The sequence below is a fragment of the Archangium lansingense genome (genome assembly GCF_026626635.1).
In the GTDB taxonomy this organism is placed as follows: domain Bacteria; phylum Myxococcota; class Myxococcia; order Myxococcales; family Myxococcaceae; genus Archangium; species Archangium lansingense.
On sequence record NZ_JAPNKA010000001.1, the window covers coordinates 9,605,430 to 9,619,514 of the forward strand.

Consider the following 14,085-nt stretch of genomic DNA (forward strand, 5'->3'; position numbering starts at 1 on the left):
GCTCAGCCTCCCTGGCTGAGGTGATCGAACAGGCCCTCGGGATCGATGACCGCCACGTCGCGCTGAGCGCTGCGGGCTGGCCCTCGCAGGTGGAGGTGCACCCCGTTGGCGCCCAGAGGCTCCAGACGGCCGTCCACCTGGGACACGCCGGCGACCCGGCTGGCCGTGAGGGCCAGGGTGCCACGCGTCAGCCGCACCAATACGGCGCGGCGGGTGGGCTCGCTCTCTCCGGATACCAGCATGCTCATGTCCACCACGGGGATGACCTCCCCGCGGTGGGCAAAAACTCCCAACAGATGCCCGGGGGCACCGGGCACCCGCGTCAGCTCCGGAAAGCTGACGACTTCTGCCGCGCACTCAGCGGGTACGGCGTACCAGCTGCTGCCGCAGGCAAATACGAGGTAGGACTGCCGCGTCTCGGTCTCGGTTGAGGCCATTTCGCGCGCAGCCTACCTCAAGACGGCTAGCGCACGAACTCGACGCGACGGTTGGCTGCCCAGGCGTCCTCGGAGGCGCCCTGCTCGGCCGGCTTGTTCTCGCCGTAACCCACCGTCTTCAGCTGGCCAGCCGGCACGCCCAGGTCCACCAGGTACTTCTTGACCGAGGCGGCGCGCTTCTGGGACAGCTGGAGGTTGTACTCCTCGGTGCCACGCTCGTCCGCATGCCCGGCGAGCTCAATCCGGCCACTGCCCGAGTCCTTGATGCACTGGGCCATCTCGCCCAGCCGGTTCTGGGCCTCGGGGGCGAGGGAGGACTCGTTGAAGCCGAAGCGCAGCGGCTCGTAGTTGCACTCGGGCTTCTGGGCGGCGGCGGCCACGCACTTGTTCTCCTGGCACTCCTGGCCCTCACCACAGTCGGTGCTGGAGTTGCAGGCGCCCGGCGGCAGCGCGCAGCGGCCCTTCTGGCACTCCTGGGCGCCCTGGCACTGGGCCTTCGAGGTGCACTGCGGCTCGGCGCACTTGCCGGCCTCGCAGATCTTCCCGCCCGTGCACTGCTCATCGCGCGAGCACTCGGGGCCCTTGGGAACGCACTTGTTCTCCTGGCAGGCGAAGCCCTCCTTGCAGTTGGCGTCGGAGGCGCACTCCTGGCAGGAGCCATTGACACAGACCTCGCCCTTCTCCTGGCAGGTCTCGTCGCTGTTGCACTTGGGGTAGGTCGGCGGGCAGCCAGCCAGCACCGTCACAGCGAGGGCAAGCCCCGCGACCATCGAGATCCGACGCATTTCTCCTCCGAAAAAGATGTCGTCTTGAGGACGAGTCACAAGCCGTCCGCGTCTAGCCCGCACTGGAACGCTGAGTCAAAGCCTTTTGTCCGGATCGGAAGGTTGCACCCGCTCGCGAACCCCTTGATAGGACAAAGAATTTTCCGGCCGGAAGCAACCCGCCCAGCCGGTGGAGCCACGGCGAGCCCAGGTCCAGGGGGCGCTCGCAGAAGAACGGCCTCATCCGCCTGGCTGCCTGCCCCGCTGCCGGCGGAGCAGCCCACTTGTTTTCAACTCCCTGTAAGGCGGTCGAAGCGTCCGTAGCTTCCTCCTCAAGACGAGGCTCCGGTGGCCAGAAGCCGGGGCCCCCTACCGAGGAGGGGACATGACGAGGAAAGCACTGCTCGCCGTAGCGCTGGGGACCCTGTTGGCAGGGGTGGGCTGCCGTCACACGCAGGAGGGCGCCAAGGAGGACGCAGAGCGCGCCGCGGAGAAGACGGGGGACGCGGCGGAGAAGGCCGGCGACAAGGCTGAAGATGCGGCGGAGAAGGCCGGGGACGAAGCGGAGAAGGCCGGCGACAAGATCGAGGAGAAGACCGACAACTGAGCGGGCCCCAGGCGTACCGGCCAGGTGCCGCGCTCCACTACCGAGCGCGGCACTGCCCCGCTTCCCAGCGGAGCCGAGGCTTACGTGTCAGGCCACAGTTGGATTTGAGCCCCACCGCCTCCTGCCACGCCTTCTCGGCCTTCTCGAGTGCCTCGAGCCGAGCCCGCAGCGTCTTCACGTCCGTCGTGCGCGAGCACCAGGCGATGTACTCGCGCGGCCCGCCGCAGGGCTTGTGGCCGAACCCCGCCAGCTCGCACTCCTCCACCTTCTCGCACCCGCTCGGGTTCGCCAGCGCGCGTGCCTCGCTCGCGAGCGTGTCCGCCCGCTGCTTCAACTTCGAGGCGCTCTCCCCATCCGCCCCGCCCGCTCCCATCAGCAACGCCACCACCCACGTTCCCAACTGGATCGCCTGCGACGCCATGCCGCACCTCCTGGCCTTCGAAAAGGAAACGCGCTGGCGGGAGTGCCCCACACCAGCGCGTTCCGGTCAACCGGCTCGTCTCCGAAGCAACCGGGCGGAGAGCACCTCCCCGCCCGGTCCGGTCCCGGCGCGCCGTCAGCACGCGCACGGGACCCCTTCACACCTCAGGCGGCCTTCTGCGTCCGGCGCCGCCGCATGGACACGTACCGGGCCAGGGCGAACAGACCCAGGTAGAGGCTCGCGTCCGCCCCCGAGGCAGCGCCGCAGCCGCAGCTCTCCGGCTTCACGGTGATGCCCACCGGAGCGGACCCCACCACGTTGCCCGCGCTGTCGGAGAAGACGGCGGTGATGGTGTGCGCCGAGCCACCCGGCACCTTGGAGCTGTCCCACTCCGCCGACAGCGTCGCCTCGTTGCCGGTGGCGATGACCACGCCATCCACCAGGAGGGAGAGCTGGGCCGGCGTGGTGCCAGCGGCCACCGCGCCCGTGGCGGAGATGCGGACCTTCCCGGACACCTCCGTGCCGCCCGCCGGCTCCGTCACCGCCACGGTGGGCTGTGCGAACGGCGTGACGTTGGTCTGCGCGACCCCGCTCAGGCTGGCCTGCTCGGCGTCCGTCAGGGTGAGCGTCCTCAGGCCCGAGCTCATGAAGGTCACCTTCAGGCCGGAGAGCACGCCCTCCACGAAGGCCACGTTGGCCGGGAGGACTCCCGCCGCGTCCGAGCTCGTCACCTGGACGGTCCCGCCGTAGGAGGTGGCCACGTTGCCGTATGCGTCATACGCCGTGGTGGAGACCGTCACCTCCTGGCCCGCCGTGACGCTCGCGGGAAGCGCCAGCGCGTAGCTGGCCGCCGAGCCCGGCGTCACCTCGAGCGCCGTGCTCGTTGCCCCCGCGAAGCCCTGGGCGCTCGCCACCAGCGTGTAGCCAGTGCCCGCCTTGCGCAGGGAGAGCCCCTCGAACTTCGCCACGCCATTCACCGCGGACACCGGAGCCGCGCCGAACAACAGGCCCGCCGCCGGGTTCGCGCCGAGGCTCAGGGTCACCTGGGCGGTGCTATCGGAGAGCACGTTGCCCAGAGCGTCCCGCAGCTCCACCTCGATCGGGGCCAGCGTGGCGCCCGCCGAGACCTGGCTCGGAGTGCCGCGGAAGACCAGGCGCGCCGGAGCCCCCGTGGTGATCTCGAACGCCGAGCTCGTCACCGAGGGCAGCGCGCCCGTGCTCGCCTGGAGCGTGTAGCCCCGGGCCGAGCGGTTGAGCGACAGGTCCGTGAAGGTGGCCACGCCGTTGACGGCCGCCACCGTGGTGGTACCCGCCAGCGTGGCGCTGCCCGGGTTGGAGCTCAGCGAGAGCGTGATGGCATCCGACGCCCCCGTGACGACGTTGCCAAAGGCATCCCGGATGGACACCCGGACCGCCGGGTTCACCGAAGCACCCGCCTGGGTGACGCCGGGCTGGACCGAGAAGGCCAGCGCCGCCGCCGCACCGGGCGAGACGTCGAACGCCGCACTGGTGACATCCACCAGTCCGTCCGCGTGCGCCGTCAGCCGGTAACCCGCCGCCGCCTGGGTGATGGACAGATCACCGAAGGCCGCCACACCGTTGCTCGCCACCACCGTGGTGGTGCCGCCCAGCGTGCCACCCGAACCGCCCTGGAGCGTCAGGGTGATGCTGTTCGCCGCCGCCACCGAGTTGCCGTAGGCATCGCGAATCTCCACCTCGATGGGAGCGAAGACGGAGCCCGCCGCCGTATTGGAGGGAGCCGTCTTGAACACGAGCCGCGAGGACGAGCCAGGCTGGACGTTGAACACCGAGCTCGTTGCGCCCGTGAGCGTCCCCGAGGCCGCGACCAGCGTGTAGCCCGCGCCCACCTTGCCGACGGACAGGTCGCTGAAGGTGGCCACGCCGTTGATGGCCGCCACCTTCAGGGTGCCCGCCAGCGAAGCCCCCTCCGGGTTGCTCGCGAGGGACAGGGTGACCTCGTCCTGGGCGCTCGCCACGACGTTGCCGACCGCATCCTGGATGGCGACCTTCACCACCGGAGCGAAGGCCGCACCCGCCGCCGCGTTGGCCGGCTGGACGGTGAAGGCCAGCGCCGACACCGCGCCCGGAGTGATGTCGAAGGTGCCACTGGTGACACCTTTCAGACCCGGGGCACTGGCGCTCAGCGTGTAGCCACTGGCCGCCTGGTTGATGAAGAGCGCCGGGAAGGAGGCCACGCCGTTAACAGCCGTCACCGTGGTGGTGCCGCCGAGCGTACCGCCCGCCGGCCCGCCCAGGGTCAGCGTCACATCCACCGTCGCGCCGGTGTCGACATTGCCCTGCGCGTCCAGGATCTCCACCGTCACGGGGGCGAACACGTTACCCGCCACCGCGTTGGCCGGAGCCGTACCGAAGACGAGCCGTACCGCCGGCCCCACCTTCACGTCGAAGCCCGCGCTGGTGTCGCTGGCGAGCGAGCCCGAGCTCGCCACCAGGGTGTAGCCCGCGCCGACCCGGTTGATGGAGAGCTCAGCGAAGGAGGCCACGCCCGCCACCGCCGGCGCCGTCGCCGAGCCGCTCAGCACGCCGCCACCGGGGTTGTTGCCGAAGGCCAGCGTGACGCTCGTGTTGGAGGACGTCACCGTGTTGCCCTGGGCATCCTTCACCGCCACCCGGACCGCCGGATTGAGCGCGGTACCCGCGGTGGTGTCTCCCGGCTGCGTCAGGAAGGACACCGCCGCCGGAGTGCCCGGGACGATGCCAAAGGCCGGCGAGAGCTCGGACGTCAGGCCGGCCACGTCCGCCTGGAGCATGTAGCCCGAGCCTGCCTTGTCCACCGAGAGGCCTGTGAAGGTGGCCACGCCGCCCGCGGCGGTGACCGTCGTCGGACCGCTGAGGGTGGCACCCGCCGCGTTGACGAGTGACAGCACCACCTGCGGCGACGCGCTGGAGACGCGGTTGCCCGCGCTGTCCTGCACCTCGACCCGGGCCGAGAACGCCGCACCCGAGGCCGTGCTGGCCGGCGGCGCGCTGATGAAGGCGAGCCGCGCCGGAGCACCCACGCTCACGTTGAAGCCGACGCTGGTGTCCAGGAAGAGGCCGCTCGCCCCCGCCACCAGGGTGTAGTTGACGCCGGCACGGTTCACCCAGAGGGCATCGAACGTGGCAACACCGTTCACCGAGTTCACGGTGGTGGTGCCACCCAGGATGCCGCCGCTCGGGTTGGAGCCCAGCGACACGGACACGGGCATGTTGGCCTGCGTCGCCAGGTTGCCGAGCTGGTCATACAGAGAGACCTCGACCGCCGGAGAGATGGGCGCACCCGCCACCGCGCTGGAGGGCTGCCGGGTGATGATGGCGCGATACGGAGGAGCGGACGTCACCTCGAATAGATCACTCGCCAGGCCGGCGAGGCTGCCCGAGGTGGCGGTCAGCCGGTTACCGGTGCCCATCTTGTTGAGCGACAGGTTCGAGAAGGTGGCCACGCCATTGACCGCCGCCACGGTGGTGGTGCCGGAGAGGGTGGCCCCCGCCGGGCTGGCGCTCAGCGTGAGGGTGACGCTGGAGGTGGAAGCGGTCACGTTCCCGAACTGGTCCACGAGGGCCACCCGCACCGGAGGCGTGATGACCGCGCCGGCCCCCACGGAGGAGGGCTGGGTCACATAGGCCAGCTTGTTCACCGCGGCAGGGGTGATGTTGAAGCTCGAGCTGGTGGCACTGGTGAGGCCGGTGGAGCTGGCCGCCAGCGTGTAGCCCGTGCCCACCTTGTCGATGGACAGGCCGCTGAAGGTGGCGACGCCGCTGCTCATGGCCACCGTCGCGGTACCGGAGAGCGTGCCGCCACCCGAGTTGTTGCCAATCGCGAGGGTGACGCTGTTGGAGCCCGTGGACACCGGGTTGCCATACGCATCCAGCAGACTCACCTTCAGGGCCGGAGTGAAGGAGGTGCCGGCCACCGTGTTGGCGGGTTGGATGGTGAAGGACAGCCGGGTCGCGGCGCCGGGCGTGACGGTGGTGCTGGCCGCCGCGCTGAAGCCGGAGCCCGCCGTCTCCGTCACGGTGACGGACTGCGTGCCGAGAGTGCCGAAGGTGACGGGGATGCTTGCCACGCCCGCGGTGAAGGCCGCGGTGGAGGGAAGCGTCGCCCGGGGATCCGTGCTGGAGAGCGCCGCACTGCCGCTGTAGCTGGTAGCCGCCACGCCCGCCGCGTCCACCGCGGATACGGTGAGGGTGGACTGCGTGCCCACGGACACCGTGGCCGGGAGCCCCGTCACGGTGTAGGCCACGGCCGGTCCCGGAGGCGGCACGTTCGTGGAGCAGGTGGTCGCCGTGTCCGCCGTGACGCGGACGTCGTCCACGTAGAAGCCCTCGAAGGTGTTGATCGAGCCACTGTGGAAGCGGAAGCCGAACCACACCTTCTGCCCGGCGAGTGCACCCAGGTTGACGGTGACCGGCTTGAGCGAGCCGTTGGCGTTGATGCTCTGCGAGGTCCAGATGCGGGGATTCGGGCTGGCGGTGAGCACATCGTCGTAGCCACCCGCCGAGATGTACGGCTGCGTCGTGGACACCGAGTCGGACATCGTGGTCCACGGTCCACTCGCCCCCGTGGTGCTGTAGACGAGGTAGACGCCGTCGTACCTGGCCTCCATGTTGTACCAGACGTTGAACGTCATCTGGGCGTTGGTGCTGATGGACGGGATGGCGAAGCCGTTGATGTCGGGGGACACCGAGCCGTTGCCGCCCAGCACCAACACGTGCTGCTGGTTGTTGGAATAGGTGCCACCGCACGTGGTGCCGGTCGAGGCCATCCGGTACGCGTTCGTCGCCGACTGGTAGTGGCAGCCGGAGAAGATCTTCATGGTGGACGCGCTGCCGGTGATGACCGTGGGAATCCAGTACGCGGACGCGTTGGCGGGCCGGTTGGAGTCGAAGTCATCGAAGTAGCGGATGCCCGAGGTGGCCCCTCCGGAGGCGATAGCCCCGAGCTGGACCGAGTTCGTCTCCTCGAGCGTGGCCGTGCTCGTCTCGGTGGCGCGCACCACGTAGTAGTACGAAGTACCCTGCGTCAGGTTCAGGTCATCCGAGAAGGAGGTGCCCGTCAGGCCAGTGGCGATCCGGTTGCCCGCCGACGGGGTGAAGCCCGACGTGGTGCTCCGGTACACCGAGTAGTTGATGGCACCACCGCAGAAGGGCGAGGCCGCGGACCAGGCCAGGGTGTTGGTGCAGGTGCTGGAGGCTCCGTTGTTGACGGAGGAGAGACCCGCGAAGGAGGGAGGCAGCGTGCACACGCCCGTGCCCACCGCCGAGGCCTCGTTGGAGTTCGGGGACTCGGCGCACTCCACCGCACGCACCACGTAGTAGTACGTCGTCCCGCCCGACAGGCCGCTGTCCGTGAACGGCGGGGCCGCCACGGAGCTCAGGCGCGTATACGGCCCGCCCGGAGTGAAGGACCGGTAGATGTTGTACGAGGACGCGCCATTGGGCGTCCAGCTCACGTCGATGCGGCCGGTACCACTCGGGGTGGCCGTCACTCCCGCGGGCGTACCGCCCTGGGTGGCGCAGGCGTTGTAGACGACGAGCGCGAAGTCCTGATCCACCGCCACGCCGTTGTTGGGCACGCCGTCCGAGTTGAGGTTGGTGGCCGTCACCGTCACGGTGACGGGCCCCGTGGTGCCGGCCGGCAGGAAGACGCTCTCCACGTTGTTCTGGGTGTCCGCGCTGCCACCCGTGACGGAGTTGGCGCCGCTGAAGACGTTGCCCTTGTACGTGTTGCTGCCCACCGTCACGGTGAGGTCCAGGTTGTTCTTCCAGGCGCTGGCGGCGGTGGAACCCGGGGCGTCCGTCCACGCCAGCGTCACGCGGAAGGGCCGGGCTGCATCACCCACCCTGGTGGAGAAGGTCCGCGTCTCGCCGGTGGTGCGCAGGAGGTTCTCCGGGCGCTGGTCATCCAACAGGCGCGAGACGCCGTCGAACGCCATGCCCAGGTCCATCAACCCCACGCCCTGGGTGTTGGAGTAGAGCGAGTCGTTGGCCCCCGTCCCCGTCATGTAGCGGGTGGAGCCCATCAGGAAGGCCTTCGTCATCGCCGGGCTGGGCGGAGTCTGGCCCTGATTGATGAAGTACTGGCGGACGAGCGCCGCACCACCCGCCACCGCGGGAGTCGAGTGGCTGGTGCCGGAGGAAGCCGAGTACCACGCCTGGCCCGCCGGGTAGAAATCATCGTTGAAGCCACCGCAGACACCCGTGGCGTCGAAGCAGGAGATCGCCGAGCCATTGGGGTTGGCCGGCGTGGGGGAGCGCTGGCCCGCCGCCTGGGCCACGCCACCCGAGACGTGCGTGCCCGGCGCCATGATGTCCGGCTTCTTGCGGCCGTCGGCGGTGGGGCCGCGGCTGGAGAAGGGCACCACGTCATAGAGGCTGTTCGCCTCGCTGTCGGGGGTATCGCAAGCGTCCGCGCCACCAAAGGCCCGGACGTTCTCCGAGGCACCCACGCTGAGGACGTTCTTCGCCGTGCCGGGGGTGCCAATGGAGCCCGCGCCCGGACCATCGTTACCCGCCGCGAAGGCGATGAACATCTCCTGGTTGCCCGGGGTCGCCACCGCCGAGCCCGTGGGCTGCGCGTCGCGCACCAGCGCGTCGTAACGCTGCGCGTCCGAGTCATACAGGTCGGAGGAGGCACCCCAGCTGTTGGAGCTGATGCGCATGCCGTCGCGGTATGCGCGCGCCTGCAGGTCCTCGTAGTCCGGATCCGTGAAGGTGTCCGGGTCGAAAACAACCGAGGAGCCCACCTTCACGAAGGGCGCCACACCCAGGCCATGGGTGAAGCCGGTGGTGTCCGTGAAGGGCGCCGCCGTCTGGTTGGCGAAACCGGCCACGATGTGGGCATTCAGGGTGCCGTGGCCATCGCAGCCCAGGATGGAGCTGCCGGCGCTTGCCGAGCCCTCCAGTCGGGCGTAGACGACGCGGCTGGCACCGGTGACATCCCCGTTGACGTACAGGCCGAAGTGGTTGGGCGTCGCCGTGCCGTTGTCCAGGCCGCTGTCGCTCACGTCCACGCCGAAGCCGGACGCGGTGAACTGCGCCTGGGTGAAGCCCTTGGACGCCAGCCACGCCAGGTAGCCCGGCCCCGTCGGTCCGTTGCCGGTGATCTGCCCGGCGAGGATCATGTTCTGCCGCTCGTCGAACTTCTTGCGCTGGGGGCGCGGCTGGATGGACAGCACGTCCGGGCGCTGCACAATCTCATTGAGCGCCTGGCGGTCCACCCAGGCCACCACGTTCACGTAGTCCAGCGCATCCTGGATGACGCCCTCGCGCGACTGCAGCTTGCGGATGAGCGCGAGCGTCGTGCTGTTGGCCTCCTCGTCCTTGATGAGCTGGATGGCGTAGGTGGACGTGGCCACCGTCTGGACGGTGGGATGCAGCTTGTAGTCATCCAGGTACTCGCCGTCCCACTGGATGGTGGGAGCCGCGGAGATGTGCCGCTGCAGGCTGCCCAGCGCGGCGCTGTCGCCATAGACGAGGTAGGCGTTGTTGGGGATGTACGTCACCACCTTGACGCCCGTGGCCTCCAGCTCCGCGAGCCACTCGGCGCGTACGGGGCCGGAGAAGTGCACGAGGTGGAAGCGCTTGCCGGTGGTGGCCACCATCTTCCGCATGCCACGCAGGGACTTCGCGCTCTCGGACGTGGTTTCGATCACTCCCGCGTTCAGCAGGATGTGGTCATAGTCATCGCGCAGCTCCACGTCCGACGTCGCGGGCAGCGACTTCAGCGTGGCGTCGTCCACCTGCACCAGCTTGAAGGAGCCGTAGTCCCCGAGGACCCGAGCGCCCTGCTTCTCCAGCTCCGCCGCCTGCCGCGCGCTGAGCTGCACCTTGTGGAACGGCGCGTCTGAACGGTAGCCCTCGAGCCGCTGACTTCCAGGCTCACTCCCCGAGCCCCCACACGCCAGCGCCGTTGTGAGCCATGCCACTCCAAGCACTCTCGCGGACACACCACGAGTGCGCATACCGATCAGCCGGTACGCCGATTCCTTCATTGTCCTTGCTCCTTGAACGACGAGCGGGCCACGTCTTCTTCAATGACCCCGCTCGGACGAAACCCGGTGGCTACTCCGCTGACGTGCCCCTGACCGCCAGAGTGACCCGCCCGCTAACCCACCACCAGTATCTGGTGAAATATCACACTCAGGTCGAAACTGACAAGAAGGCGACATTACAAGCCATTGATTGACGTCCAATCCTTTGACCTATCAATGAGCCGAGCTCCGCCTGCCAGCTCCGCGGCCGAACGTCACACGGAGCAGTTTTGCAATCTCATAAGCCGAGAAACACCACCGTCCGGAGTCTGTGTCAGGCATTGCCGGGCGGCCTCCGGACAGGAGAAAGCTCCGAGATTCCAGGCTCTTGGCCCTTGAACGGGCGGCGGATTTCCGGGACGGTGCGGCCCGGTGGCCACAGGGGCCCCCCAGCCCAAGGTGCTTCGACATGCCCGCGACCGTGCTCATCGTCGATGACGAGAAGAACATCCTCCTGACGCTCCAGACGTCGCTGCAACTGGCGGGCTACCGCACGGAGCTGGCCGCCAGCGGCCAGGTGGCCGTGGACGTGGTGTCCGCGCGCCCGGTGGACGCGGTGCTGATGGACGTGAAGATGCCGGACATGGACGGCCTGACGGCCCTGGCCCGGTTGATGGAGCTCAAACCCGAGCTGCCCGTCATCATGATGTCCGGGCACGGCACCATCGACACGGCGGTGAAGGCCACGCAGCTCGGTGCACGCGACTTCCTGGAGAAGCCCATCGCCCGCGACAGGCTGCTGGTGGCGCTGCGCAACGCGCTCAAGCAGCAGGCGATGCTCGAGGAGTTGCAGGCCCTGCGCGCGGAGGTGGGCCGCTACGACATGGTGGGCAGCGGCCCGGCCATGCAGCGCATCTTCTCGCTCATCCAGCGCACGGCGCCCTCGGAGGGCCGAGTGCTCATCACCGGAGAGAACGGCACCGGCAAGGAGCTCATCGCCCGCGCGCTGCACCAGAACTCCAAGCGCAAGAGCGGGCCCTTCGTGAAGCTCAACTGCGCGGCGGTGCCGCACGAGCTCATCGAGAGCGAGCTGTTCGGCCACGAGAAGGGCGCCTTCACCGGCGCGGTGAGCGTGCGGCGCGGCAAGTTCGAGCTCGCCCACGAGGGCACGCTCTTCCTGGATGAGATTGGCGACATGCCCCAGGCCATGCAGACCAAGCTGCTGCGCGTGCTGCAGGAGGGCGAGCTGGAGCGGGTGGGCGGCGCCGAGACCATCAAGGTGAACGTGCGCGTCATCGCCGCGACGAACAAGAACCTGGAGAAGGAGATCGAGGCGGGGCGGTTCCGCGAAGATCTCTATTACCGCATCAACGTGGTGCAGATTCACTCGCCCCCCCTGCGCGAGCGGAGGGAGGATCTGCCCGCGCTGATCGACGCCTTCCTGAAGGAGGCGTGCACGAAGAACGGGCGCCGGCCGCTGTCGCTGTCACCCGAGGCACTGGCGGTGATGTCCGCCTATGACTACCCGGGCAACGTACGCGAGTTGCGCAACCTGGTGGAGCGGCTGGCCATCCTCTGCGAGGGCCCCGTCGTCACCGGCCAGGAAGCCGCCGAGCTGCTGCCCCGGGGCAAGGGCGCCGTGCCGCAGCCGGGTTCGGTCGATGCCGCCGCGCCTCGTCCCCCTCCCCTGCCGGTTCCCACCGCGGCTCCCGCGGCCCCGGCACCTGCCAGCGGCTTCCGGCCTCGGGTAGACCGAACCTTCCGCGAGCAGGTGGAGGACGCCGAGCGGGAGATCATCCTGTTCACGCTCGCGCACACGCAGGACAACGTCACCGAGGCCGCACGGCTGCTCGATCTGGAGCGCGGCCACTTCTACAAAAAAATGAAGGCCCTCGGACTCCGTCGTGGCGGCTCGGAACAGTAAGTATCCATAATTACTACCCCTTTCGGCTGTTGCGTGAAGCGTTGGCGACGAGCTTGAGTCGCGGTGTGCTCGCCGTGTGCTCGACTGCTGGGGCTGGTTCCACCAGCTTCAGCCCCTCTACGGCCTCGGCGAGGAATCCCACGTCCTTGCCGAGGTAGTAGGTCGCCGTGACGGCCGGCGTGGAGTGTCCGGCGAGCTGCTGGCCGGCGCCGATGTTGCCGCCCGTGTCCTGGATGAGGTGGGTGAGGAAGGTCTTCCTCAGGTCGTGGAAGGTGAATCCCTCGGGCAGCGTCACGCCAGCCCACCGAGCGATCCGCCGGACCAGCTTGGCGGTGTGCCACGCCTCGTTCCGCATCCCGCCCTCAGGAGACGGGAAGACGTAGTCCTCGAGCAGGTTGCCGTGCTCGTCCCTGGCAGCGCTCTTGAAGGCGGATTCCAGGTCCGGCCGAAGCGCGGGGTGCAGCGGCACCAAACGCTCCTCACCACCCTTGGTGGTGTCGCGTCCCCAGCTGCGCCTCACGTAGATGACGCCGTATGGGCCCTCGTCCCAATGGATGTCGCCCCACATCAACCCGCCCAGCTCGCCCCGCCGGAGCCCGGACAGGACTGCGGTGAGCAGCAGGAGGCGGTGACCGCGGGCCGCACCCAGCAGCGCCGCCGTCTGGGCCCGCGAGAGGTAACGCGGCTTGCGTTTGGGCAGCTTCGGACGGGGCACCTGATCCCAGGGGTTGTCCCGTCGTGCCCCAAGTCGCAGCGCGTACTTGAAGATGAGGCGCCCTCGGATGTGGAGCTGGCGCACCGAGGCCTGGGCCTGCTCGGCTTTCCGGGCGGCGACGAGCAGAGCGTCACAGTCGGCGGGGGTAATAGCGGCCACCGGCTTCTTCTTGAAGTGCGGTCCGAACCACACCTTCACCTGCGAGCGCATGGGTGCCTGCGAGCCAAGGTGCTTGTTGGCGTCCAGGTACCGGGTGAAGAGCTCCTCGCACGTCATCGGCACCGGCGCCGGGTCGGCGATGCCGGCCGCCACCTGCTCGGCGTACAGGGCTTTCTTGTGGGCAATCCGCTCCGCCTCGCCCTCCATCCTCGCCGCCGTGCGCTCGCGCACCAGTCGCCCCGCGGCGTCCCGGTAGCGGATCCACCATGTGCCAAAGTCGGGGGCGCGTCGCTGCAGGCGCTTGCCAGCTGCCTCCACCGTCTTCCCCTTCTTGTTGGGCCGGAAGTACACGCTCGTCACGGGTCAGCCCACCTGCCCCTGCTGGTGGGACTGGGCCACCCAGGCCTTCACGGCCGCCGGGTCGAAGCGGTAGTTGCGCGCGCCGAGCTCGATGAAGGGCAGCCCGAGCTTCTCCCTGCACTGTTTCCATACCCAGGACTTCGACACATTCAGGTAGGCCGCGACCTGGTCACAGCCCCAAAGGCCGCCCTCAGGCACCTGCACCAGCTTCACCTTCTGCTCAGGGTTGCAGTTCGTCATCGTCTTGCGCTCCACGGCACGCGTGGAGCGGGGCTCCATGCGCTCGCCGTCTTCGCTGTGTTGGTGATTCCCCCGCTTCGCCCCGCCGCCCCCGGGTTGCTTCTTGTTCTCCGCCTAACAACTCCTGTGCCAGCCGCCTTGTCCAATTATGGGACGGCGTGCTGCCCCAGAACGGCGCGGTCCGTCCACGGACTGTCCACCCTGTCTCGGAAGGCGGACTGCTGGGGGTGTGGCTTCACGCAGGGTGGTGACGAAACGCGTCAGCCATTTTGTGAACACGGTCACAAGGGACCCTGACGACGAGAGGTGCTGCACTCGCGCTGCGTGCGATGGCGCAAGGCCAGCATCATCTGAGAAAGGATTGACCACCACGCGGCGAGTGGCCCGGGCGCGTCCCTCACGAACGTGCCACACGGGCGCTGCTCTCAGGCGGTGCTGTCGGCTGCTGCTCTTCGCTTCCCCCA

At 68.8% G+C, this 14,085-nt stretch carries 8 protein-coding genes; 2 read left to right on the forward strand and 6 right to left on the reverse strand.

Annotated features, from left to right (window positions below):
• Positions 1–2: 2 nt before the first annotated feature.
• Positions 3–437 (reverse strand): chemotaxis protein CheW, encoded by a 435-nt coding sequence (locus tag OV287_RS38040; RefSeq protein ID WP_267538941.1) that lies wholly within the window; start codon positions 435–437, stop codon positions 3–5.
• 26 nt (positions 438–463) lie between these two features.
• Complete coding sequence (locus OV287_RS38045; RefSeq protein ID WP_267538942.1) at positions 464–1,222, reverse strand: OmpA family protein; 759 nt, start codon at positions 1,220–1,222, stop codon at positions 464–466.
• Positions 1,223–1,586: 364 nt separating this feature from the next.
• Here OV287_RS38045 and OV287_RS38050 point away from each other — a divergent pair, with 364 nt between their 5' ends.
• A complete protein-coding gene (locus OV287_RS38050) occupies positions 1,587–1,808 on the forward strand; it encodes a YtxH domain-containing protein (RefSeq protein ID WP_267538943.1) in 222 nt (73 codons plus the stop codon).
• Between the two features lie 37 nt (positions 1,809–1,845).
• Here the strand turns inward: OV287_RS38050 and OV287_RS38055 are convergent, their stop codons facing one another.
• On the reverse strand, positions 1,846–2,229 hold the full coding sequence (locus OV287_RS38055) for a hypothetical protein (protein ID WP_267538944.1): 384 nt from the start codon (positions 2,227–2,229) through the stop codon (positions 1,846–1,848).
• A 164-nt stretch (positions 2,230–2,393) separates the two neighbouring features.
• On the reverse strand, positions 2,394–10,178 hold the full coding sequence (locus OV287_RS38060; protein ID WP_267538945.1) for a S8 family serine peptidase: 7,785 nt from the start codon (positions 10,176–10,178) through the stop codon (positions 2,394–2,396).
• Positions 10,179–10,692: 514 nt separating this feature from the next.
• Here OV287_RS38060 and OV287_RS38065 point away from each other — a divergent pair.
• Entirely contained in the window at positions 10,693–12,147 is a 1,455-nt protein-coding gene (locus tag OV287_RS38065; protein WP_267538946.1) for a sigma-54-dependent transcriptional regulator, read from the forward strand.
• Between the two features lie 13 nt (positions 12,148–12,160).
• Here OV287_RS38065 and OV287_RS38070 read toward each other — a convergent pair whose 3' ends face one another.
• Positions 12,161–13,381, reverse strand: coding sequence for a tyrosine-type recombinase/integrase (locus OV287_RS38070; RefSeq protein WP_267538947.1), 1,221 nt, complete (start codon positions 13,379–13,381; stop codon positions 12,161–12,163).
• A gap of 3 nt (positions 13,382–13,384) precedes the next feature.
• Positions 13,385–13,660, reverse strand: coding sequence for a helix-turn-helix transcriptional regulator (locus OV287_RS38075; protein WP_267538948.1), 276 nt, complete (start codon positions 13,658–13,660; stop codon positions 13,385–13,387).
• Between the last annotated feature and the right edge of the window lie 425 nt (positions 13,661–14,085).

Bases quoted from the DNA above. Each gene is read 5' to 3' on its own strand.
- OV287_RS38040 (WP_267538941.1), bottom strand. From the start codon at position 437: ATGGCCTCAACCGAGACCGAGACGCGGCAGTCCTACCTCGTATTTGCC.
- OV287_RS38045 (WP_267538942.1), bottom strand. From the start codon at position 1,222: ATGCGTCGGATCTCGATGGTCGCGGGGCTTGCCCTCGCTGTGACGGTG.
- OV287_RS38050 (WP_267538943.1), top strand. From the start codon at position 1,587: ATGACGAGGAAAGCACTGCTCGCCGTAGCGCTGGGGACCCTGTTGGCA.
- OV287_RS38055 (WP_267538944.1), bottom strand. From the start codon at position 2,229: ATGGCGTCGCAGGCGATCCAGTTGGGAACGTGGGTGGTGGCGTTGCTG.
- OV287_RS38065 (WP_267538946.1), top strand. From the start codon at position 10,693: ATGCCCGCGACCGTGCTCATCGTCGATGACGAGAAGAACATCCTCCTG.
- OV287_RS38075 (WP_267538948.1), bottom strand. From the start codon at position 13,660: ATGGAGCCCCGCTCCACGCGTGCCGTGGAGCGCAAGACGATGACGAAC.